This is a genomic window from Streptomyces sp. NPDC028298, assembly GCF_055565895.1.
Genome location: NZ_JBVHTL010000003.1, coordinates 843,004 through 864,844, shown reverse-complemented (window position 1 = coordinate 864,844; position 21,841 = coordinate 843,004). Strand labels below are relative to the sequence as shown.

General features: G+C 73.0%; 16 protein-coding genes. 4 read left to right on the top strand and 12 right to left on the bottom strand.

The annotated features are described in order from the left end of the window. Window positions 1-3 precede the first annotated feature (3 nt). Window positions 4-2,553 carry a SpoIIE family protein phosphatase gene (locus ACZ4TO_RS18895; protein ID WP_468024779.1) on the top strand — a complete coding sequence of 850 codons (2,550 nt, stop codon included), beginning with the start codon at window positions 4-6 and terminating at the stop codon, window positions 2,551-2,553. A 42-nt stretch (window positions 2,554-2,595) separates the two neighbouring features. Here ACZ4TO_RS18895 and ACZ4TO_RS18890 read toward each other — a convergent pair whose 3' ends face one another. Both ACZ4TO_RS18890 and ACZ4TO_RS18885 read right to left on the bottom strand, forming a co-directional pair. Continuing rightward, window positions 2,596-3,582, bottom strand: a complete 987-nt coding sequence (locus ACZ4TO_RS18890) for an aldo/keto reductase (protein WP_468024778.1) — start codon at window positions 3,580-3,582, stop codon at window positions 2,596-2,598. 72 nt (window positions 3,583-3,654) lie between these two features. Next, window positions 3,655-4,320, bottom strand: a complete 666-nt coding sequence (locus ACZ4TO_RS18885) for an NUDIX domain-containing protein (RefSeq protein WP_468024777.1) — start codon at window positions 4,318-4,320, stop codon at window positions 3,655-3,657. Between the two features lie 107 nt (window positions 4,321-4,427). On the opposite strand from ACZ4TO_RS18885, the gene ACZ4TO_RS18880 reads away from it, so the two are divergent. Beyond that, window positions 4,428-4,781 (top strand): hypothetical protein, encoded by a 354-nt coding sequence (locus ACZ4TO_RS18880; RefSeq protein ID WP_361682348.1) that lies wholly within the window; start codon window positions 4,428-4,430, stop codon window positions 4,779-4,781. 39 nt (window positions 4,782-4,820) lie between these two features. Here ACZ4TO_RS18880 and ACZ4TO_RS18875 read toward each other — a convergent pair whose 3' ends face one another. Beyond that, on the bottom strand, window positions 4,821-5,699 hold the full coding sequence (locus tag ACZ4TO_RS18875; protein ID WP_382795071.1) for a universal stress protein: 879 nt from the start codon (window positions 5,697-5,699) through the stop codon (window positions 4,821-4,823). Window positions 5,700-5,804: 105 nt separating this feature from the next. Continuing rightward, window positions 5,805-6,632 carry a DUF2182 domain-containing protein gene (locus ACZ4TO_RS18870; protein ID WP_382795068.1) on the bottom strand — a complete coding sequence of 276 codons (828 nt, stop codon included), beginning with the start codon at window positions 6,630-6,632 and terminating at the stop codon, window positions 5,805-5,807. A 198-nt stretch (window positions 6,633-6,830) separates the two neighbouring features. Here ACZ4TO_RS18870 and ACZ4TO_RS18865 point away from each other — a divergent pair, with 198 nt between their 5' ends. Next, complete coding sequence (locus ACZ4TO_RS18865; RefSeq protein WP_382795066.1) at window positions 6,831-7,484, top strand: DUF1326 domain-containing protein; 654 nt, start codon at window positions 6,831-6,833, stop codon at window positions 7,482-7,484. 40 nt (window positions 7,485-7,524) lie between these two features. Here the strand turns inward: ACZ4TO_RS18865 and ACZ4TO_RS18860 are convergent, their stop codons facing one another. The 4 genes from ACZ4TO_RS18860 to ACZ4TO_RS18845 all read right to left on the bottom strand — a co-directional run bounded on the left by ACZ4TO_RS18860 (window position 7,525) and on the right by ACZ4TO_RS18845 (window position 14,619). Next, entirely contained in the window at window positions 7,525-8,565 is a 1,041-nt protein-coding gene (locus ACZ4TO_RS18860) for a LacI family DNA-binding transcriptional regulator (protein WP_382795063.1), read from the bottom strand. 62 nt (window positions 8,566-8,627) lie between these two features. Continuing rightward, complete coding sequence (locus ACZ4TO_RS18855) at window positions 8,628-11,519, bottom strand: glycoside hydrolase family 3 C-terminal domain-containing protein (protein ID WP_468024776.1); 2,892 nt, start codon at window positions 11,517-11,519, stop codon at window positions 8,628-8,630. Window positions 11,520-11,566: 47 nt separating this feature from the next. Beyond that, window positions 11,567-13,315 (bottom strand): discoidin domain-containing protein, encoded by a 1,749-nt coding sequence (locus ACZ4TO_RS18850; RefSeq protein WP_385045365.1) that lies wholly within the window; start codon window positions 13,313-13,315, stop codon window positions 11,567-11,569. Between the two features lie 209 nt (window positions 13,316-13,524). Then, a complete protein-coding gene (locus ACZ4TO_RS18845; RefSeq protein WP_382795056.1) occupies window positions 13,525-14,619 on the bottom strand; it encodes a DUF1996 domain-containing protein in 1,095 nt (364 codons plus the stop codon). A gap of 431 nt (window positions 14,620-15,050) precedes the next feature. Here ACZ4TO_RS18845 and ACZ4TO_RS18840 point away from each other — a divergent pair, with 431 nt between their 5' ends. Continuing rightward, complete coding sequence (locus tag ACZ4TO_RS18840; protein WP_468024775.1) at window positions 15,051-16,871, top strand: coagulation factor 5/8 type domain-containing protein; 1,821 nt, start codon at window positions 15,051-15,053, stop codon at window positions 16,869-16,871. Between the two features lie 120 nt (window positions 16,872-16,991). On the opposite strand, the gene ACZ4TO_RS18835 is transcribed toward ACZ4TO_RS18840, so the two are convergent. From ACZ4TO_RS18835 to ACZ4TO_RS18820, 4 genes are all read right to left on the bottom strand, one after another. Further along, entirely contained in the window at window positions 16,992-17,609 is a 618-nt protein-coding gene (locus ACZ4TO_RS18835; protein ID WP_382795050.1) for a hypothetical protein, read from the bottom strand. Window positions 17,610-17,739: 130 nt separating this feature from the next. Then, window positions 17,740-19,581 carry a GMC family oxidoreductase gene (locus tag ACZ4TO_RS18830; RefSeq protein WP_468024774.1) on the bottom strand — a complete coding sequence of 614 codons (1,842 nt, stop codon included), beginning with the start codon at window positions 19,579-19,581 and terminating at the stop codon, window positions 17,740-17,742. Further along, window positions 19,578-20,960: a hypothetical protein gene (locus tag ACZ4TO_RS18825; protein ID WP_468024773.1), complete on the bottom strand. Its 1,383-nt coding sequence runs from the start codon at window positions 20,958-20,960 to the stop codon at window positions 19,578-19,580. Before ACZ4TO_RS18825 ends, ACZ4TO_RS18830 begins: the two co-directional genes overlap by 4 nt. Continuing rightward, window positions 20,957-21,643, bottom strand: a complete 687-nt coding sequence (locus tag ACZ4TO_RS18820; protein WP_468024772.1) for a FadR/GntR family transcriptional regulator — start codon at window positions 21,641-21,643, stop codon at window positions 20,957-20,959. The genes ACZ4TO_RS18825 and ACZ4TO_RS18820 overlap by 4 nt, the downstream gene beginning before the upstream one ends. Window positions 21,644-21,841 lie beyond the last annotated feature (198 nt).

Below are 21,841 nucleotides of genomic sequence, written 5' to 3'. Positions count from 1 at the left end.
CAGATGAGAGGGAGCGCCGAGCGTGAAGGCCGGGCGCCGGACAGCCTGACCTCCCTGCTCACCGACGCGGTGACGGACGCGATCCGGGCCGCCCGCGGCTTCGCGGGGGGCGTGTATCTGCGCTCCGGTACTCCCGGACTGCTGCGCCTCGCCGTGCTCGCGGGCCTGCCGGGACCCCTCTTCCGCCCCTGGTCGCGCATGCACGTGGACCGGCCGTTCCCCGTGGCGGACGCCCATCGGCTCGGGGTGGAGGTGCTGCTCGCCGATCCGACGGAGACGATGCGCCGCTACCCCCAGCTCGCGGCCGGACTGCCGTTCCAGTTCGGTTCGCTCTACGTGCCCGTCGTCGGCGACTCCACCTCGTACGGCGTCCTGCTCGTCCTGCGCCCGCCGGCCTCCGACGCCACCGAGGTCCTGCCGGACCGCGACCGGATGACGGCGGTGGCGGCGGAGCTCGGAGCGGACCTGGCGCGACTGGACAAGGCCGGGGCATCGGTCCTGTGGGACGGCGAACCCCTGGGGACCCGGCCGCCGGTCGACGGCCCGTCCACCCGGTGCGTCGGCGGCTTCACCTGGGATCCGGACGACGGCACGCTGATCGCGGACGACGCCCTGTGGGCCCTCCTCGGGATCCCGCAGGAGGACTTCGCCGGAACCCCCGAGGCCTTCGCGGACGCGCTGGCCCACGACGAACCCCGGCTGCTGCTCGCCGCCCTGCGCGAGACCGCGGCCGGCCGGCCGCCGCCCCATCCGCTGCCGGTACGCACCGGCGGCGGCGGACTGCGGCTCCTCGAACTGTGGACCGCGGGTGGGACGGAGGACCCGCCCTACCGGGTCAGCGGCGCGCTCGTCGACCCGGGACCGGGACCGGCCGCGGACGGCGCGGCCGACCTGCTCCCGGAGGGCGTCTTCGCGATCGACCGGATCGGGCTGATCACCTACGCCAACCCGCGCGCCGCCGAGCTGCTCGGCCGCCCGAGCGCCGAGCTGCTGGGACGGCTGCTGTTCGACGTGGTGCCCTGGATGGACCACCCCGCCTACGAGGACCATCTGCGCAGCGCGCTGCTCTCACCGGACCCGGTGCACTTCCGGGCCCGCAGCCCGCTGGGAAGCGGCACCGCGACGTCTCCGGGCCACCTCAGCGGAACCTGGCTCAGCGTCTCGGTCTATCCGGGACCGCGTGGCGTGACCTGCAAGATCACACCGCTGGGGCGGGCCTCGGACGCCACCGGGAACACCTCGTTCGACGTCGAGGCGGCGCAGGCGATACGGGCCGGGGTCGAGGAGCCCGACACCGGTGTCCCGGGCACGGCACCGCAGTACCGGCCCATCGTCCTGGCGATCGCGCTGACCGAGGCGGTGACCGCGCGGCAGGTGTCCGAGGTGGTGATGCGGGAGCTGCTGCCCGCCTTCGGCAGCCGCCGCCTGGCCATCTACCTGCTGCAGGACCGCCGGCTGTATCTGGCCTGGGAGACCGGCTTCCCCCAGGGGTTCCTCGCCCCCTTCGACGGTGTAGGTCTGGACGCCAAACTGCCCGGCGTCGAGGCGCTCACCAGCGGCAGGCCGCTGTTCTTCGAGTCGATGGAGCAGCTCGCCGCCGCCTACCCGGGCATCTCCCTGGACGCCACCGTCGGCGCCCGTGCCTTCCTTCCGCTGATCGCCTCCGGACGCCCGGTCGGCTCGTGCATCCTCGGGTTCGACAAACCCCGCGGGTTCAGCACCGAGGAGCGGACGGTGCTCACCGCGCTCGCCGGGCTGATCGCGCAGTCCCTGGAACGGGCCAGGCGCTACGACAACGAGGCGGCGCTCGCCCGAGGGCTCCAGGAGGCGCTGCTCCCGCACCGGCTGTCGGCCCACCCCCTCGTCCAGACGGCGGGCCGCTATCTGCCCGGCACCGTGGGCATGGACGTGGGCGGCGACTGGTACGACGTCGTCGAGGCCGGCGACGGGCTCGCCCTCGTCATCGGGGACGTCCAGGGACACGGGGTCCAGGCCGCCGCCACCATGGGCCAACTGCGCAGCGCGGTGCGGGCGTTCGCCCTCGGGGACCACTCGCCGGACGAGGTCATGAGCGGTACCAACCGGCTGCTCATCGACCTCGACCCGGGCCAGTTCGCGAGTTGCTGCTACGTCCGGGTGGACCCGGTGACCGGTGTCGCGCAGGCGGCGCGGGCCGGTCACCCGCAGCCGCTGCTGCGCCACCCCGACGGCCGCACCGAGGTCCTGGACCTGCCGGGCGGCGTGGTCCTGGGCGTCGACCCGCACGCCGACTATCCCGTGACGGACCTGGTGCTGGAGCCCGAGGCCGTCCTGGCCCTCTACACGGACGGGCTGGTCGAGCGGCCCGGCACCGACATCGACGACGGGATCGAGGCGCTTCGCGCGACCCTGGCCGACGCGGGCCCGCCGCGGCACCGCACGACGCGCGCCCCCTCCCTCTCCCGCGCCGCCGATCTGCTCACCGCGGAGGCACGGCAGGCCGAGGAGCGCCCCGACGACATCGCGCTGCTGCTCACCACCCGCCGGCCGCCCCGCGGCACCGAACACCCTTAGCGGGCGCCCGGAACCGCGCGCGGACACGCGGGCCGGAGGGTGTCAGTGGGCCGCGTCCAGACGGGCCCGCTGGTCCGGGGTGAGTTCCAGGTCCAGGGCGGCCAGGTTCTCGTCGAGCTGGGCGACCGAGGAGGCGCCGGCCAGCGGGATCACCGGCAGCTCGCCGCCGATCTGCCAGGCCAGCACGACCTGGTTGAGGGTCGCCCCCGTCTCCTTCGCCACCTCCCGGAGCACGCCGAGCCGGGCCGCGCTCCCCGGGTGGTCGTAGTCGGACGGCAGCGGCTTGTCCCGCCGTCCGTAGGCGCCGCCCAGCAGCGGCGAGTAGGCGACCAGGGTCAGTCCGGGCTCCGCCCCCAGGTAGCTGAGGAGTTCTCCGGTCGCGGCACCGAGGTTTCCCTCGGGGAAGAGCCCGCTCGGTACGTCAGAGCGGGGGCGCAGCAGGCTGTGGTGGTACTGGAGGACCTCGTAGCCGGGCAGTCCGGCGAGGGCGGCCAGGGCGCGGGCCCGCTCGACGCGCCAGACGGCGTGGTTGCTCACGCCGAGGAGTCCGACGGTGCCTCCCGCGACGAGTTCGGCGAACGCCTGGACGGTCTCGCCCGGTTCGACGGTGCGGTCCTCTATGTGCGCGTACAGAAGGTCGATCCGCTCCACGCCGAGGCGTTCCCGGCTCCGGTCGGCCGCCTCGCGGATCACCTTGGCCGACAGGCCCTCGGGGTTGTCGACGTAGCCGGTGCCCGGGGCCAGCGGGCGGGCGCCGAGCTTGGTCGCGAGGACGATCTCGTCGCCGACGCCGCGGCTGCGCCGCCAGCGTCCGAGCAGTTCCTCGCTCTGGCCGCCCTGCCCGCCGTCGGTCCAGTACGCGTAGTTGTCGGACGTGTCGATGAAGTTGCCGCCGGCCTCGACATAGCGGTCCAGTACCGCGAACGACGTCTTCTCGTCGGTCAGCGAGCCGAACAGCATCGCGCCGAGCGCGAACACGCTCACCTCACGGCGGGTCGCCGGGTCCGTGCCGATGGTGCGGTAGCGCATGGTGTTCCCTCCCGTTCGGGCCCGAAGTCCCCGGGCCCGAACGGGAGTCTGGCTGTTGGAGCGCTCTTGAGGTCAAGCCTTGGCGAAGGGCCCTTCCAGCGCGGCCCACTGCAACAGCATGATCGTCTTGGCGTCCGCGATGTCGCCGCTGCGGATCATCGACAGGGCCTCGCGGAAGGGCAGTTCGACCGTCTCGATGTCCTCGCCCTCCTCGTCGAGTCCGCCGCCTTCGTGGGTACGGGTGGAGGGGCCGTACGAAGCGGCGTAGAAACTCACCCGTTCGGTGACCGAACCCGGACTCATGTAGACGTCGAAGACGTGCTCGACCTCCCCGACGGTGTGCCCGGTCTCCTCGACGACCTCGCGCCGCACCGCGTCCTCGGGGTGTTCGTCGTCCTCGTCGAGGAGGCCGCCGGGCGTCTCGACCAGCATGCCGTCAAGGTGGCCGTTGACATACGCGGGATAGCGGAACTGCCTGGTCAGCAGGACGGTTTCACGCTCGGCGTCGTACAGCAGGAGCGTGGCCCCGTTGCCGCGGTCGTGCGTCTCGCGCTCCTGGGTGCTCCAGGTTCCGTCGGCGAGCTGGAGGTCGAAGGTGGTGGTGCGCTCCACGTACCAGTGACAGGACAGGAGTTGCACGTCGCGGATCCTGACCCGTGGGTTGCCGGTCAGATCACGGCCCGTCCGGTCGAGTCCGGTGCGGCCCCTGCGGTCGGGGGTGTCGATGCCGGCGGTCATCGCGCGCGGGCCCGGCGGGCGCGGGAGGTATCGTTCATGGGCCTTGTCTACCATCCCGAGACCAAGATCCCGGTCACAGCGGGGCTTCGCCCGTTTAGGCTCACCGCATGGAACAGACGGAGATCATCCTGCGCGCCATCGGCGTGCTCACCGAGACCAACGCCATGGTGCGCAGGATCGCCCAGGACGAGGAGGACGGGGTCGAGTCGGCCGAGAACAACCTGGGCGCCCTCGTCACCGAGGTGTTCCCGCGGGTCGAGGTGCCCGGCGACGCCGGGCCCGCGGAGGCGGGGCAGGCGGTCGCGGACGCCTATCTGCCCGCCGCCATCTCGCTGGTGGGCGCCTTCGCGTTCCTCTTCTCCGAACTCGCCGACCTGCACGACTCCGGGCGGACCGACGTCAAGACGGCCGATCTGCTCCAGGACCTCGCCCTGCGGATGTCCCGGGCCGACAACACGTAGTCCGTGGCCGGCCCGGGGATCTCCTGACCCGGTCCCGGGTCAGGAGTGCGGAACGACCGCCACCGGGCAGGGCGCGTGGTGCATCACCGCGTGGGCCACCGAACCGATCCGGGCGCCCACGGCGGAACGGTCGGCCCGGCGGCCGACGACCATCAACTGGGCCCGGCCGGAGAGGGACAGCAGCACCTGGCCCGCGCTGCCCATCTCGATGTGCTGGGTGACGGGCACCTGGGGGAACCGCTCGCGCCACGGCTGGAGCGCCTCGGCCAGCGCCTTCCGCTCGTACGGCTCCAGGCCGCCGGCCTCGTCGAGCATCTTCAGCGAACCGGGACTGTAGGCGAACACCGGCGGCAGGCTCCACGCCCGCACGGCCCGTACCGCCGCGCCTCGGGCCGCCGCGGTCTCGAACGCGAACCGGAGACCGGCGTCGTCCTCGGGACCGCCCTGATGCCCGACGACGATCTCCCGGCCGCCCGCCTCGTCCTCGGGCCGGTCCTCGGAGCGCACCAGCACCACCGGGCACGGCGCCTCGGCGATCACCCGCTGGCCGACGGAGCCGAGCAGGAAGCCGACGAACGCGCCGTAGCCGCGCGACCCGAGCACCAGGGTCCCCGTGTCGGCCGCGACGCCCAGCAGTGCCTCCACGACGTCGCCTCCGGCGGAGTCGATCACGTCGACCGTCACATGCAGACCGTCGTGCCGGCCGGTGACCGTGCGGGCCGCGTCCTCGATCATGCCGTGGGCCCAGCGTGCCTGGTCCTCGCGGTCACCACCGCCGACCATGTCGTGCGGCGGCCAGTGCCAGGCGTACACCACCCGCACGGCCACGTCCCGGCGGACGGCCTCGCGCGCGGCCCAGGCCAGCGCCGCCCTGCTCTCGGGAGATCCGTCCACGCCCACGGTGATCGGGTGGGTCATCCGCCTGCCTTCCGTCGCCGGACCGCCGGTCCGGCCGGTTGCCGATCCATCCTGACCGCTCCAGTGTCCGCCACCGTCGTCCATGGCGGACTCGGGGCCGGTCCCCTAGGGAGTGAGCATCTCCGTCATGGGCGACTCGGGCGGGATCAGGCCCGGCAGCAGCCAGGGCTGGAAGAGGCTCAGTACCGCGAGGACGAGGAAGGCGGCCCCGACGACCTGCGAGAAGACGGGGCCCAGCCGCCAGAGCTTCTCCACGAAGATCACGACGGCCAGGGCGGCCATCGCCAGGATGTTCATGACGCCCAGCGGGACGAGCACGACCATCAGCCCCCAGCAGCAGCCCACGCAGTACGCCCCGTGATGCGCCCCGACCCGCAGATCGCGGACCCGGGGCCGGAAGCCCGTGTAGCGCACGAGCTGGCCCATGGGGCTCCGGCAGTGCCGCAGGCAGATCTCCTTCCACGAGCCGAACTGGTACAGCCCGGCGACCAGGAAGGCCCCGGCGCCGATCCAGCGCCCGGCGCCCGGGTGCTCGTCCACCAGGGTCCCGGTCCAGGCGAGGAGCCCGTAGGCGATCAGGCCGAAGGCCGTCCAGACCAGCAGGTACCCGCCGACGAACTGGGCGGTCCGAGCCACCCGCACACCTCTCGTGGGCGACTGGCGCCCGATGGACCGCGCCCAGGTGAGGGCCACCGGGGCCACCGACGGGAACATCATGGCGATCATCATGACCAGCCACAGCAGCAGGAACAGCGGGACGTCCATCCCCATCGTCCCCGGCTCGACCCCCATGTCACGGGCCTGGCCGACCACCAGCACCCAGGCGAGGAGGGCGATCGCCGCCATCACGGACCAGGCGAACGCGAGTTGCCGGGCCGACAGCAGGTTCGCCGGACGCAGAGGGGGTGAGAGGGCCTTCCGGTCGAGGCGCACCCCTCCAGCACATCACGGCGGCCCCGCGTGTGCGCGCGGGAACGCGTGTAAGCGGAAACCACCTCCTGCAAAGCTCCCGACAGTGAGACAATCGGGGTGATACGCGTACGACCCGGGCGTGGGCCGGTGATGGCTCCCGGGGGCTCCGCCGTCCTCCCGAGACCGACGTCCCGGCACGGTCACGAGGAGGCAGGGAGTATGTCCGAGACGACGGCGACCGTTCCCCGGTGGCACGCGGCGGGCGACTGGTTCGACACCTGCAAGTGCAACGTGCCCTGCCCCTGCTCGTTCGCGCAGTTGCCCACCCACGGCGACTGCGACGGCATCCTGGCCTGGCACATCCGCGACGGCCGCTACGGTGACGTGTCCCTGGACGGTCTGAACGTGCTGATGGTGGCCTCGTTCGTCGGGAACATCTGGGGCGAGCACAGCGACACGTACGCCGCGGTCTTCGTCGACGAGCGCGCCGACGACCCCCAGCGTCAGGCACTTCAGATGATCTTCGGTGGGCAGGCGGGCAGTTGGCCCGCCCAGATGGTGAGCATGATGGACGCGGACATGCGCGGCATGGAGTTCGCCCCCATCGAGATCGAGGTGGCCGACGACCTCGCGAGCTGGCGGGCCGTGGTGCCGGGCCGGGTCGAGGCGAGCGCGGAGGCGCTCACGGGACCCACGACCCCAAAGGGCGCGCGCGTCCAGTCGACCAACCTGCCGGGCGCGGAGACCGGACCGGGCCAGGTGGCGACCTGGGGCCGCTCGACGGTGGACCGCGCCGACGCCCACGGCTTCCTCTGGAGCCGCGAGGGCCTTTCCAGCAAGCACATCACCTTCGACTGGGCCGGACCCGACTGACAAGGCCCTCCCGCCGCGACACCCAAGTCGAGGTGATTGGCTAGGCCGACGCGCGGACCACGAGTTCCGGGTCGAAGATCAGCGACGTGGGTTCGGTGCGGACGCCTCGGATGTGTTCGTCGAGCAGGGCGGCCATGGCCGCGGCCATCTCCTCGACCGGCTGGCGCACGGTGGTCAGCGGCGGGCGGCAGGTCACCGCCACGCTGGAGTCGTCGAAGCCGACGACCGCGACATCGTCCGGCACCTGTCTGCCCCGCTCCCGCAGCAGTTGGCACACGCCCTGCGCCATCAGGTCGTTGGCGGCGAACACCCCGTCCACATCAGGGTGTTCGGCGAGCAGCCCGGACATCGCCGCCATACCGCTGTCCAGCGTGAACCCGCCCTCGGCGACGGGCACGTACGGGTGCCCGCCGCGGGCCATCGTGTCGCGGAACCCGGCGAGCCGGTCCTGGCTCGCGGCCACGCCCAGCGGCCCGGTGACGGTGACGATCCGCCGGCACCCCCGGTTCAGCAGGTGTTCGGCCGCCAGCCGCGCCCCCTCGCGGTGGGCCAGGTCGACGTAACTGAGCGGCACGGGGCGGGAGGGCCGGGCGAAGAGGACGGCGGGCAGACCCGCGTCGGCGAGCAGGGCGGGCAGCGGGTCGTCGGCGTGGGTGGAGACGACGAGCGCGCCGTCCGCGCTGCCCTGCCGGAGGTCGGCCAGCACCTGGGCCCTGGTCTCCGCCGATTCGGCGAACATCAGCAGCGGGTGCATCGAGCGGGGCCGCAGGTACCCCACGACACCGCTGACGACCCGTCCGAAGAAGGGGTCCGCGAACACCCGCGCGGCGAAGGCGTTCTGCTCCTCCCCCGGGGTGTCGCCCGCGCCGGAGACGATCAGCGCCACCGTCTGGCTGCGCCGGGTCACCAGTGATCGCGCGGCGCGGTTGGGCGCGTATCCGGTGCGCTCGATGGCCTGGCGCACCACCTCCTGGATCCCGGGGTCGACGTTGCGGACACCGTTGATGACCCGGGACACGGTCGCGCGCGAGACTCCGGCCACCCGCGCGACATCCTCCAGCGTGGGAGCCTGTCTGCTCATGGCGGCACCCTAACCGCACGGCACCGCACCGGGATAGAGCGCTCTCCCCGTCCACCCCGCGTTCAGCGGGCGGCCCGCACCGATGCGGTGGCCGTCAGCGGCAGGGCGCCCGCGGAGCTCCCGGCGAGCACACGGTAGGAGCCGGGCCGCGTGCGCCAGGCGTGTGCGTCCTCGGCCCAGTGGCGCAGCGCTCGCGCCGGTATCCGCACGTCCACGGTCGCCCGCTCGCCCGGTTCGACGGTGACCGCGGCGTACCCCGCGAGCCAGCGTTCCGGACGGTCCGGGGGGCCGGGGGGCCCGGCGAGATAGACCTGGACCACCTCGCGTCCGCGTCGCGGTCCTGTATTGCGGACGGTGACCCGCACGGTGAAGGACTCGCCGGCCACGATGTCGTCGGGGACGCGCAACCCGTCGTACGCCCAGGTGGTGAAGCCGAGTCCGTGCCCGAACCAGTAGGCCGGTTCGCGGTCGTGGCGCGCCCAGGCGCGGTAGCCGATGTGCACGCCCTCGCCGTAGTCGAGGTGTCCGTTCTCGGGCCGGGTCCGGGTGACCGGGGCGTCGGCGAGGGCCGCCGGCCAGGTCGTGGGCAGCCGCCCGCCGGGTTCGGCCCGGCCGAACAGGACGTCGGCCAGGCCCGCTCCGCCCTCCTGGCCCGGGAACCAGGTCAGCAGGACGGCACCGGCCCGCGCGCGCCAGGGCAGTTCGACCGGTCCGCCGCTGTTGACGACGACGACCGTGTGCGGTGCGGCGGCGGTCACCGCGTGGACCAGCTCGTCCTGGCGTCCGCCGAGGCCAAGGTCCGTCCGGTCGCATCCCTCGGACTCGCCGCGCTCGGTGGTGCCGACGACCACGATCGCCGCGTCCGCGTCGCGGGCCGCGCGGACCGCCTCGGCCAGGGCCGGACCGTCTTCGGGGTGGGGCGGGGCCGCGGTGACGACGGTGGCCCGGCCGGTCCCCGGGGCCAGTTCACGGCGCGCCACCACGCTCACCACGCGTCCCGCCGTCAGGTGGACGGTCGCATCGTGGACGGGCGGGTTCACGTGGACGACCGCCGGATCGTCGGTCTGCTTGTCGAACTCGCCTTGCAGGACGACGCGTTGGTCGACCGAGACGCTCAGGCGGCCGAACCCGCCGACTCCCAGCGTCCACGGCCCCGAGGTCCGCGGGAGCAGGAGGGCGGCGATCTCGACGGTGTGCGCGCCGGGCGGCAGCGGTGGTTCCAACTGACGTCCGCCGAGCCGGTGTTCGGTGAGCAGTTCACGCCCCTCCGGGTCGAGCACACGCAGCCGGACGCCCGGCTCGCCCGTGACGGGGTCGGTGCACAGCTCGGGCGCCAGGGGCGCCGCGGGCGCGCCGGTCGAGGGGCCCGGCACGTGGACGACGCGTACGCCGTCGCCGAGCGCGTCCCTGATCCCGTCCAGCGGAGTGACGACCCGCTCGGGGAAGACCCCCGCGCTGCCGCCGCCCTGGGTGCGCGGCCGGACGGCGTGCTCGCCGATCACGGCGACGGTGCGCAACCGGGCAGGGTCGAGCGGGAGGACACCGCGATTGCACAGCAGGACGGTGCTCGCGGCGACGGCCTCGCGCAGCAAGGCGTGTGCTTCTTCCCGTCCGGCGCGCTCCGGGGCCGGTTTCGCCGCCGCGGGCACGCGCGGCGGGCCCGCTCGCCGCTCGGCCGCGGGCACGTCGTGCATCGGAGGCCCACAGGGCGCCTGCGTGCGCGCCTCCGAGCGGGACTCCCGCGTCGCAGGCCCGCCTGGCGGCTGCGGCTGCGGCTGCGGCTGCGGCTGCGGCTGCGGATCCGACGACGACATCACCGGCACGCACGGCAACTCCGGTTGCGGATGCGGCCGCGGATCCGCGGCCGTGCGTACCCGCGAGGTCTGCGCCCGCAGATCCGAAACCGACACCGGCGCAACAGACACGCCCGACGGCTCGGGCTCGGGCTCCGTCTCCCGCTCCCGCTCCCGCTCCGGCAACGGCAACGGCAACGGCTCCGGCCACAGCTCCCGCTCTGGCTGCGGCTCCCGCTCCCGCTCCGGCTCCCGCTCAGCGGCCGACGGCGCCCCCGGCGCGACCCCCGGTTCGCCCAGCGCCCCGCACACGGCCGCGAGGGCCAGCAGGCGCCGTAACTTCTCGTCGACGACTTCCCGCGGGACGCGTCCCTCTTCCACGGCCCGCTCCAGCGCCTCGCCCCAGGCGCTCTCGGGGCCGGGCATCGCGAGGTCGAGGGCGGCGCGGGCGGACTCCTCCCCGTTCCGTACCGCGCCCCAGTCGGAGACGACCACGCCCTCGAAGCCCCACTCCCCCTTGAGGGGCTCGGCGAGCAGCGGACTGGCGGTCATCGTGGCTCCGTCGACGCCGTTGTACCCGGCCATGACGACCCGGACGCCGGCCTCGACGGCCGCCTCGAACGGTGCCAGGTACACCTCCCGCAGGACCCGCTCGGACACCCGTACGTCGACGGTCAGCCGGTCGGTCTCGGAGTCGTTGGCCACGTAGTGCTTCGCGGTGGCGGCCACTCCGTGCGCCTGGATGCCCCGGACGAGCGCGGCGCCGGTGCGGCCGGTCAGCCAGGGGTCCTCGGAGAAGCACTCGAAGTGCCGCCCGCCGAGCGGTGTCCGGTGAAGGTTGAGGGTGGGCGCGAGGACGACGTCGACACCCTTGCGGCGCGCCTCGGCGGCCAGCAGCCCGCCGAGACGCTCCACCATGCCCTCGTCCCACAGGGCCCCGAGCGCGGACGCCGAGGGCAGCAGCAGGGCCGGATCGCGCTCGTCCCAGGACTGTCCGCGTACCCCGGCGGGACCGTCCGACAGGACCATCTCCCGCAGTCCCAGAGCCGGTTCGGCCCGGGTGCGCCAGGTGGTCGCGCCGGTCAGCAGCCGGACCTTCTCGCGGAGGGTGAGTTTGCCGAGGAGCGCCTCGCGCTCCGCCGCGTCGTCCGTGCCGCTCACGCTTGCCGCCTCATTCCTGGGAGAGCGCTCTCCGATGGTGACGTGATTCAGTTGTACACCCCGAACTCGTACAGCGAGTAGCCCCAACCGGTGCCCCGGGCCGTGCCGTTGACCCGGACGTAGCGGCCGGTGCCGGACACGTCGAGGTCGTCGACACCGCCGTTGCCGTCGGTGACCGTCCGGACGGTGGTCCAGTTCTGCCCGTCGTCCGAGGTCTGCACGGTGTAGGCCTTGGCGTACGAGGTCTCCCAGACCAGTTGCACATGCCGGAACGAGCTCCGGGTGCCGAGGTCGACCCGCAGCCACTGGGGGTCGCTCCAGTCGCTGGCCCAGCGCGTGGCGAGGTTCCCGTCGACGGCACCGGCCGCGGTGCAGGGGCAGTCGCCGCCGCCGGTCTGGGACGAGGAGGCGGTGGCCGGCTTCCCGAGCGCGATGTCCGTTCCGCTCGGCGTGGGCGGGACGACCCGCGCGGAGAGGGTCTCGACACCGACGTTGCCCCGGCCGTCCTTGACCTTGACGTAGAACTTCCACACTCCGGGCCGGTCCGGCGCGGTGACCCGGAGCCGGCCGCCGCCGAGGTCGGTGAACGGCAGCGGGTTGAGCTGCTTGCTCTGGTCGATGTACATGCTGTTGTCCAGCACTTCGTACGTGACCTGATCCCCGTCGGGGTCGGCGGCCTTGACCGCCAGCGTGAGGTCGCGCCCGGCGGGCACCTTGCCCGCGTCGCCCTCGACGGTCAGGGAGCTGACGACCGGCGGGGTGTTGTCACGCGAGGTGTCGCCCCCGTACGCCTTCTTCACGGCGTAGTACGACAGCCGCTTCTCGCCCGCGGGCAGCAGGTTGAACCAGATGCCGCCGAAGTCGTACTCGGTGCCGTAGTGGAACAGCGTGGCGCCGAGCGCGACGCCCTGGTGTCCGGTGACGCAGTTCCAGGCCCGGGTGTAGCCGTCCGCCTTCGCCCGGTCGGCGGGTTCGGCGGGGACGCCGTTGGCGTCGTCCGGCACCTCCCACTCTCCCGCGGGACCGCTTTCGGTGATGATGTACGGCTTGGTGTAACCACCCTGCTGCCAGGCCGACTTGACGTCACAGACGGCGTTGTAGGCGTTGACCGCGTACAGGTCCAGGTCGGGCGCGTTCCGCTTGTAGTAGGGCCAGGCGCCGGTCCACGCGTCGGTCGAGGTGACGGGGTGGTTGGGGTCGACGGCGTGGATCTTCTTCGCGATGTCGTTCACGAGCGTCGTGTAGGCGTCGCGCTGCCGTTCCAACTCGGCGCCGCTGTAGCAGTTCTGGAGTCCGAGCACGGACTCGTTCCCCACGTCCCACATCAGGACGCCGGGGTTGTCCTTGTAGGTGGCGGCCCACTGGGGGAACTCGGTGAGCACCTGGTTCTTGTAGGCCGTGTCCGTCAGGTAGTTCACACAGCCGCCGCTGCCGGGACCGCCGCCGGGCTGCAGCCAGAAGCCGGCGATCACCCTGATGCCCTGGGCGGCCGCGGCGTCGAAGAGGGGCTTGCTCGAGGCGTCGGTGCCCCATGTGCGGACGGTGTTGACGCCCATCGACTTCAGGTCGGGCATGTAGCGGCCGGCGTCGGCGACGGCGGGCCCCCAGGTGAGGCCCTTGATCTGGTACGGGCTTCCGTCGACGGTCAGGCGCCAGTTGCCCTGCGAGCCGGTGACCTTGACGACGCCGCCGGCCGCCTGGGCCTGTTGCGCGGGCAGGACGAGCGCGCCCGCGGCGAGCAGGCCCGCGGTGAGGGGAGCGGCGACGCGGCGCCGGGTGGTACGGGATCCGGTCATGAGTGTCCGTCCGGTGTACGGGTGAGGGATGCGGGGAGGGTGCGGATGCCGAGAGGAGGCGGGACGTGCGGAGGTGGGGAGGGGGTGGCGCGGGACGCGGCGGAGTGCGCGGGCGCGGGTGACGAAGGCGCCGGTGCGCAGGATGACGGAGGGGCGGTCGGTCCCGCCGACCCGGGTGTGCCGGACCGGCGGGAGGCGTCCGCTCCCCGTCAGGGAAGCCGGTAGTTCGCGTCGAGGGCCGCGCCCGCCTCGGGGTGGGTCTGGTCGTAGCCGCGGGCGTCGCACTGGAGCCCGCCGACGACACAGTGGTCGACGAGTGCCTTCTGTGTCGCCGGGTCCCACGCGTTGAAGAAGTCGTAGTGGAAGGAGTAGCCGGCGCCGCTCGAAAGCCGCACCTGCGACATGTCACCGTTGACCGGGAAGGCCATCTTGAACTCGATCATCGGCAGGGCGACCGGGTGGTCGTCCGGGCAGATGTTGTTGTTCGTGCCGGGGTTGACCACCGGATACGCCATGTGACTCTGGTGGTTGGGGGTGTCGAGGTTCCTGCCGTCCCAGCAGCTGGGCGCCTGGAAACGGATGTTGAGCTGGACGTCGGCGCTGGTCGGGCACTGCTGCGGGAAGTCCGTGTTGAAGTAGCTGTTGCCGCACTCCCATCCCTCGACGAACCCCCGGTGGTTGCGGAAGTCGGCCGCGGACTGCATGGGGCTGCCGACCACGAAGCGCAGCCCCTTCGGGAAGGGCCGCACACTGGTGTAGTCGGTTACACCGGCCTTGTAGTAGATGACCTGCGGACCCACCGGCAGGACGGGGGTGCCGCCCTTGAGCAGGGTCGGCATCCAGTACGCGGACTTGTCGCCGGGGGCCCTGCAGGAGGTCGAACCGGCGTCGAGCGAGGCGGTGGTGCTGGCCGCGTCGGTCGTGGTGTTGCCCATGAAGGTGTGGTCGTGGGACTTGCCGGGCTGGCCCGGGTAGACGATCGGGTCGTCCGGCCTGGTGCGGGTCACCGAACAGTTCGCCTGGAACTCGTGGAAGTAGCGGTGCGGCGGCTCCGCCTTGGACGGGACGACGCCGGTGACCGGCGGATTCGCCGGGATGTAGCCGTCGCCGTCCGGGTCCTCGGGTGAGGAGAGCGTGGACGCGGGCATCGCGTGCGCCGCGTGGACGGTCGTCGCTCCGTTCACGGACGCCGCCGGACCGGACGCGGGGTCGGCGCTCATCGCCACTCCGGCCAGGCCGAGCGAGGTCAGCACCAGCGCGCTGGACATCAGGATTCCTGAGACGATCTTCGATCTCCGTGCCATGGAGACCTCCTGCCACGTCGATGGGGACGGTGGGGGCCGGAGGGCCGGGCGGGCGCCGAGCACGCCACCGCCCGGCCTTCCGCGTGACGGTCCATCACATGTGCCGAGGAAATGGGAGAGCGCTCTCCCGCCGAGGAGTGTTGTGGCGGTCGCGCGCGAGTGTCAAGGGAGTTGACGAAGGATCATCCGGCAGCGGCGATGTGCGCACCTCTTGAACACAATCCCGAGCCCGTCACGGATCTCCGAACCGCGTCATTCTCCCGCCAAGTACCGCAAATGCAGGCGGCGTTGCTCCGTTGCCGTGCAACAACATCCGGGACTCCGGTCACAACTCTTGACGCGTCGTTCACCTGGATGAAGCATGCATCGGCGAGAGAGCGCTCCCCCGTACCTCCCACCGTTCACTTCCTGAACCAGGAGAGTCGCCCCCCATGCCTCCAACCCCCACAGACGCCCCGGAACCCGGTCGCCCCACCGTCGCGCGGCGCACCGTCCTCGGAGCGGTGGCGGCCGGCGCTGCCGCGCCCGGACTGCTCGCGCTGTCCTCACCCGCGTCCGCCTCCCCCGCCCGGTCCGTCACCAGGAACGCCCGGCAGCCGTCCGCCCTTCCCGGCGGCGGCGATCTCGGCCCGAACGTCATCGTCTTCGACCCGTCGACCCCCGGAATCCAGGCCAGGCTCGACCAGGTCTTCCGGCAGCAGGAGTCCGCGCAGTTCGGCACGGGCCGCTACGCGTTCCTGTTCAAGCCGGGCACGTACAACGGGCTCAACGCCCAGCTCGGCTTCTACACCTCGATCGCGGGCCTCGGCCTGTCACCCGACGACACGACGATCAACGGTGACGTGACCGTCGACGCCGGCTGGTTCAACGGCAACGCCACCCAGAACTTCTGGCGCTCGGCGGAGAACCTCGCCCTCAGCCCGGTCAGCGGCACCAACAGGTGGGCGGTGGCCCAGGCCGCCCCGTTCCGTCGTATGCACGTCAAGGGCGGGCTCAACCTCGCGCCCGCCGGCTACGGCTGGGCCAGCGGCGGCTACATCGCCGACAGCCGGATCGACGGCTCGGTGGGACCGTACTCGCAGCAGCAGTGGTACACCCGCGACAGCTCGGTGGGCGGCTGGGTCAACGCCGTCTGGAACATGGTGTTCTCGGGCGTCCAGGGCGCGCCCGCGCAGTCGTTCCCGAACCCGCCGTACACCACCCTCGACACGACACCGGTGTCCCGCGAGAAGCCCTTCCTGTATCTCAGCGGCAGCGAATACCGGGTGTTCCTGCCCGAGAAGCGCGTGAACGCGCGCGGCACCACCTGGGGGAACGGCACCCCGCGCGGCTCGTCGCTCCCGCTCTCCCAGTTCTACGTGGCCAAGCCCGGCGTCACCGCGGCCACCTTGAACGCGGCGCTCGCCCAGGGGCTCCACCTGCTGCTGACACCGGGGATCTACCACCTGAACCAGCCGATCCAGGTGAACCGCGCGGGGACCGTGGTCCTCGGCCTCGGTTGCGCCACGCTCGTCCCGGACAACGGTGTGACCGTGCTCAAGACGGCCGACGTGGACGGCGTCCGGCTGGCCGGCTTCCTGATCGACGCCGGTCCCGTCAACTCCGCGACCCTCCTGGAGATCGGCCCGGCCGGGGCGTCCGCCGACCACTCGGCCAATCCGACCACCGTGCAGGACGTCTTCGTGCGCATCGGGGGCGCGGGCGCGGGCAAGGCGACGACCAGCATCGTCGTCAACAGCCGGCACACGATCGTCGACCACACCTGGGTCTGGCGGGCCGACCACGGTACCGGCGTCGGCTGGGAGACCAACCGGGCCGACTACGGCATCCGCGTCAACGGCGACGACGTCCTGGCCACGGGCCTGTTCGTCGAGCACTTCAACAAGTACGACGTGCAGTGGTACGGCCAGCGGGGCCGCACCATCTTCTTCCAGAACGAGAAGGCGTACGACGCGCCGAACCAGGCCGCCGTCCAGAACGGGAGCGTCAAGGGGTACGCGGCCTACAAGGTCGGCGACTCGGTGACCACCCACGAGGGCTGGGGCCTGGGCAGCTACTGCTACTACAACGTCGATCCCACGATCGTCCAGCACCACGGATTCGCGGCGCCGAACAGGCCGGGCGTGAAGTTCCACGACCTGCTGGTCGTCTCGCTCGGCGGCAACGGTCAGTACGAACGCGTCATCAACGACACGGGCAGCCCCACCTCGGGCACGTCCACGGTGCCGTCCACCGTGGTCTCGTACCCCTGACCACCGCGGCCGCGCGGCTCGCGTCGACGCCGCGCCGGGGAGCCCGTTCCCGAAAGGGGGCGGGCTCTTCGGGGCGGCCACGGCGCCACCGGCACCGGCGTCCGCGCGTGGACGGACGCGTCAGTAGCGCTGGGCCTTGACCAGCACGGCGGTGAGCTGGGGCTCGGCGGGCTGCCTGCTGATCACGATCGGCGTCGCCTTCTTCCCCGGCTCCAGGTTCTCCTTGCCGACGAACTTCGTCTCCACGACCTTGCCGTCGGGGTTCTTGAAGTCGACCTGCACGGCGTACGAGGCCTTCTTGTCCGTGTTGTTGGTGATGGTGACGAGTACGGCCCGCAGCCCGCCGGTCTCCGCGGTGGGCACGCCCTTCATGCTGACGTCGGACGTCGCGTTGCCGCTGCCCTGGACGTTCTTCAGTTCCTTCTCGGCGGTGGCCGCGGCGCGGACGGTGTCGGCGGAGACCGAGGCCGCGAACTCCGAGGCCCTGGCCTCCACGGAGGCGGCGGCGGACGACGCCCGTTCGCTGGCCGAGGCGATGATCGAGGAGGCCGCGGACGCGATGGCGGAGGGCGCCGATCCCGTGAAGTTGGACGGGTTCGGCGGGGTGACGGAGGCCGTGCTGCCGCTGCCGCCGTCGTCCGAGCTGCACGACACGAGCAAGGAGCCGCACGCGATCGCGGACAACAGGACAGCGACACGCCGTGATCCGCTCCGGCCGTGGGGAACACGTCTGCTCATGGGGGCTCGCCTCTTCCTGCCGTACGGGGCACGGGGGCGCGGCCTTTCCTGCCGTACGGACTCCCTCATGCTCCGTGTCCCGCCCGGCCGCGGCGAACCACGGGGGCCCATTGGGGTGGCGCGCGACGCGTCACCCCCCGTGGCGGGCCCCTTCGAGCCATGCCTCCGAGACCGCCAGGGCGGCCGCCATGATGCTGAGCTGCGGGTTGACCTCCGGGCAGCCCGGCAGGACGGAACCGTCGGCGACGAGGACTCCCCGGACGCCGCGGAGCCTTCCCTCGGGGTCGGCGGGCGCCCGCAGCGGATCGTCGCCGGCGGCCACGGTGCCGGTCGGATGGAAGGCCGACACGTGCAGATCACGGGGGCCGGCCGAGCGGAGCAGTGCGTCGAGCGCGTCGAGCGAACCGGCGCGGGGCGCCGCGGGGATGCCGGTGAGGACCTCCGTGGCCCCGGCGGCGAAGAGGAGGCGGCCCATCGCCCGTACGGCGGTCATCAGACGGTCGCCGTCGCGGGGGTCGAGGTCGTAGCGGACGAGGGTCCGGTCCCGGCCGCTCACCCGCCCCGAGGGCCGGTCGGCGATCATGGCGCCGAGGGTCGCGAGCCGGTCCGACTCCTCCAGTTCACGCCGCAGTTCCCGGCCGAGGCCGGGCAGGACGAAACTGCTCATGCCGGGTGGGCTCGCGGTCGCCTCGAGGAGGATCCCGCGCTCGTGGAGTTCCTCGACTCCGACGCTCTGGAGCACGCCCCGCCACGCCGTCACCGGCTCGGCGAAGCGTCCGGCGACGCTGGTGGCCGGGTGCACGCTGAGGTTGCGGCCCAGCCGGGGGTGTCCGCCGAGGCCCGAACGGCGCAGCAGGGGCGGTGTCTGGAGCGCTCCCGCCGCCGTCACGACGAGGGGGCTGAGGATCTCGATGTCGCTGCCGTCGGGGCGGCGCGCCAGGACTCCGGCGGCCCGTGGCGGGCCGGGGACGTCGTGGTCCAGCAGGATGCGCCGGACCCGCGCCCCGGTGACGATCCGGGCGCCGGCGGCGCAGGCATCGGGCAGGACGGACAACTGCACGCTCTGCTTGGCTCCGGTGGGGCAGCCGACGACGCACTGGCACGAGCCCTTGCAGCCGGGGGCGTTGCGGCGCAGCGGGGCGGCCCGCCAGCCGAGCCGTCCGGCGCCGGTGAGCGCGAGCAGCCCGTTGTTGCCGAGGACGTCGAGGGGCTGGGGTGCCACGCGCAGGGTTCGCTCGACCTCGTCGAGCAGGGGCCCGAAGCGGTCGGCGAGAGCGAACCCGAAGACGCCGCGCCAGCGCTCCAGGACGTGGTCCGGTGTGCGGTAGCAGGTGCCGGAGTTGACGACGGTGGTGCCGCCGACGGCACGGCCGACCGGCAGCAGGACCGGCGGCCTGCCAAGGGCGACGGTGGCACCGCCGTCCCGGTACAGCTCGGTGAACCGGTCGAGGGGTGCCCGGCGGCCGAAGGAGGCCGTCGGATGGTGCCGGCCCTCCTCCAGGACGACCACGCTCAGTCCGGCGCGCGCGAGGGTCCGCGCGGCCATGGCGCCGCCGGCGCCGGAGCCGACGACGACCGCGTCGGCGGTGGTGCGGGCCGGCCAGTGCTCGGCCGGGGTGCAGTCGAGGGGCGGATCGGCGGGGGCGGGCGCGGCGGGAGCCATCGGGATCCGTTCGGTGCCCGCGGCCAGCAGCACGGGAACCTTCAGGAGGTCCAGCACGGGGGCGAGCCGGGGCCGCCCGGCCAGCGAGCGGAGCACGTCCTCGCGTTCGTCGGGGCGAAGGGCCGCCAGCCGTCTGCCGGTGCGCAGCAGGGCGTACGTCTCGACGGCGGCGACGGCGGTGCGCACCCCGGCGCGGGCCGGGCCGGGCAGTGCGGCGATGACGGAGGCGAGGCGGTGCGGCACCCGGGTGGGCCAGGCGGCGGCACCGTCGTCGGCGAGGAGCGCGGCGACGAGCCCGTCGGCGGTCATCGTGTTCCCGTCTCTGCGTGCGCGGTGCCGTCCAGGGTCCAGGAGGCCTCCGGGCGCCAGCGGCCCCACCAGCGTTCCAGGACGACACGGGCGTCCGCGGACTCGCTGTTGCGGCACACCGCGCGGGCGCCGTCCGGGTCGCGGTACTCCAGGGTGAGGGTGCGTTCCGGGGGCTGGCGGACCTCGACGCGGATGCGGCGCAGGGCCGTCCGGCCGGTGACCGTCCATTCGGGCAGTCCGATGTCGGCCCGGAAGCGTCCGAGTCCCAGCCGGCCGATCGCCGAGCGCTCGGCCCGCCGTGGCCAGGTGCGGCCGGCGCGGCGCAGGCGCAGGAAGACGAGCGGGGGGAGCCGGCGCAGTACGGGCCGGGTGGAGACGGCGGCGACGATCTCCAGGACGTCGCCGTCGCCGAGGTCGGCGTGCAGCCAGGTCCACCGCTGCGCGTTGCCGTGCCCGTAGATGCGGGCCGAGGCACCGGGTGCGGCGCTCAGGTTCAAGGTCCTTCGCCCGTAAGAGATCTCGCCGTCGTACGTGGCCCGGGCGGCCGGCAGCATCTGGGCGGCGGGCAGCAGGGGGCGGCGCCAGGACCAGCGGGGGAAGGTGAACAGTGCCGGGCCCTGGGGGCGTTCGAGCAGTTTCCAGTGGAAGTCGCCCGCGCTGCCCGTGAGGTGTCCGGCGACGCAGGTCACGTCGTCGGCCGTGAATCCGTCGGCCGGCTCGGTCCAGGGGACGGGTCCGAAGCGGGCGTGGCGCACGTCGCCCTCGCGGGGGAACACGGCGGCCCAGCCGTGGGCGAACGGCTCCGATCCGTCGGCGGGCGCGGTGAGTTCGTGGTGCAGCCAGACCCCGGTGCCGGTGGCCGGGTCGGTCAGGGTGGTGTACCAGACCTCGGTGCGGCCCGGGGCGCCGTTCCAGCGCGGGGCCATGTGTTCGGCGGGGTCCTCGTGGCGCGGGAAGCGGAAGCTGAGCAGGAAGGGGGCGAGGCCGGTGGCGGCCGGGAACCGCAGGACGCCCTCGCCTGCCCGGGTGTCGCCCTCGTACACGGTGAACGGCAGGGTGGTCATGGACGCGAGGGGGTGGCGCGGGGTCACCGACTTCCAGCCGTCCAGGGTGAGGCGGCGCCCGTCGGCGGTGAACGTGAGGCGGTAGCGGATGCGCCGCCGGGCGATCGGCGACACCTCCAACTCGCCCTCGGCGTGCGGGTCGTCGGTGTGTCCGGCGATGCGTACCCGGCCGGTCAGGCGGGCCTGGGTGGTCAGGTGCGGGAGCAGGACCCGGTCGGCGGCGGCGCGCAGGTCGAGCCGGACGCGGCGCTCTCCCGGTTCGCCGTCGAGGCGGACGGTGCCGAGCATGGTCTCGGTGAACCGCGTGCCCCTCATGCGAGGCCGTCCAGCATGATGCGCTCGGTGTCCCGCAGATAGGTGTCGGCCGCCTCGCGCGCCCGCCTCGCGTCCCCGGCGGTGACGGCCGCCACGACGGGGGCCAGCCGCTGATGGGCGGCCGCCGGGTCGGTGAAGGGGCCCTTGAGCAGGGAACGGACCGGCAGGTAGGCGTTGAAGAGCGTGTTCGTGAGGAGGACGTACACGCGGTTGCCCGTGGCGCGGGCCAGTGCGCGGTGCACCTCCACGTCGGCGAGCTGGACCGCGTCGACGTCCTCGGCGCGCAGCACGGCGTCGAGGAGCGCGCCCAGTTCGGCCCGTTGCGAGCGGGTGCCGCGTTCGGCGGCGCGTTCAGCGATCAGGGCGCCGACGCCGCGCCGCACTTCGAACACCTCGCGCACCCAGCCGGCGTCGTGCCGTACGAGCATGGGCAGGAGGTCCGCTCCACCGAGCCGGGCGTAGTCCCTTACCCGGGTGCCCACTCCGTGCCGGGTCTCCAGCAGTCCGGCCTGGACGAGCCGCCCGAAGGCGTGCTTGAGGGTGGTGCGCGTGACGCCGTACCCGTCGGCGAGCCGCCGCTCCGGGGGAAGGTAACTCCCCGCCGGATGGCGGCCGTCGAGTATGTCGGTGCGGAGCCGGTCCTCCAGGACGTCCACGATGGTCTCGCGGGGCAGAGCCTCCACGTTTCCCCCTCCGGGCAGTGGCTGAGTGGATGAGCCACTGAACCAGTGGCTGCCCGCGGGGGTCAACCCCTGGAGCTCACAACCCGGTTCATCGCAGGCCGAGTTGGACCGGACCAATCCTGCGCAACTCGTTGACAGGCGCACCACCTCGCAGGACTCTGAGAGCGCTCTCAAATGGAAACGGACGCGTCACGTCCG

Excerpts from the sequence above, each read along its gene's own strand:
- ACZ4TO_RS18850 (WP_385045365.1), bottom strand. The coding sequence starts at position 13,315 with ATGACCGGATCCCGTACCACCCGGCGCCGCGTCGCCGCTCCCCTCACC.
- ACZ4TO_RS18835 (WP_382795050.1), bottom strand. The coding sequence starts at position 17,609 with ATGAGCAGACGTGTTCCCCACGGCCGGAGCGGATCACGGCGTGTCGCT.
- ACZ4TO_RS18840 (WP_468024775.1), top strand. The coding sequence starts at position 15,051 with ATGCCTCCAACCCCCACAGACGCCCCGGAACCCGGTCGCCCCACCGTC.
- ACZ4TO_RS18865 (WP_382795066.1), top strand. The coding sequence starts at position 6,831 with ATGTCCGAGACGACGGCGACCGTTCCCCGGTGGCACGCGGCGGGCGAC.
- ACZ4TO_RS18845 (WP_382795056.1), bottom strand. The coding sequence starts at position 14,619 with ATGGCACGGAGATCGAAGATCGTCTCAGGAATCCTGATGTCCAGCGCG.
- ACZ4TO_RS18890 (WP_468024778.1), bottom strand. The coding sequence starts at position 3,582 with ATGCGCTACCGCACCATCGGCACGGACCCGGCGACCCGCCGTGAGGTG.
- ACZ4TO_RS18885 (WP_468024777.1), bottom strand. The coding sequence starts at position 4,320 with ATGACCGCCGGCATCGACACCCCCGACCGCAGGGGCCGCACCGGACTC.
- ACZ4TO_RS18830 (WP_468024774.1), bottom strand. The coding sequence starts at position 19,581 with ATGACCGCCGACGGGCTCGTCGCCGCGCTCCTCGCCGACGACGGTGCC.
- ACZ4TO_RS18895 (WP_468024779.1), top strand. The coding sequence starts at position 4 with ATGAGAGGGAGCGCCGAGCGTGAAGGCCGGGCGCCGGACAGCCTGACC.
- ACZ4TO_RS18860 (WP_382795063.1), bottom strand. The coding sequence starts at position 8,565 with ATGAGCAGACAGGCTCCCACGCTGGAGGATGTCGCGCGGGTGGCCGGA.
- ACZ4TO_RS18825 (WP_468024773.1), bottom strand. The coding sequence starts at position 20,960 with ATGAGGGGCACGCGGTTCACCGAGACCATGCTCGGCACCGTCCGCCTC.
- ACZ4TO_RS18880 (WP_361682348.1), top strand. The coding sequence starts at position 4,428 with ATGGAACAGACGGAGATCATCCTGCGCGCCATCGGCGTGCTCACCGAG.
- ACZ4TO_RS18875 (WP_382795071.1), bottom strand. The coding sequence starts at position 5,699 with ATGACCCACCCGATCACCGTGGGCGTGGACGGATCTCCCGAGAGCAGG.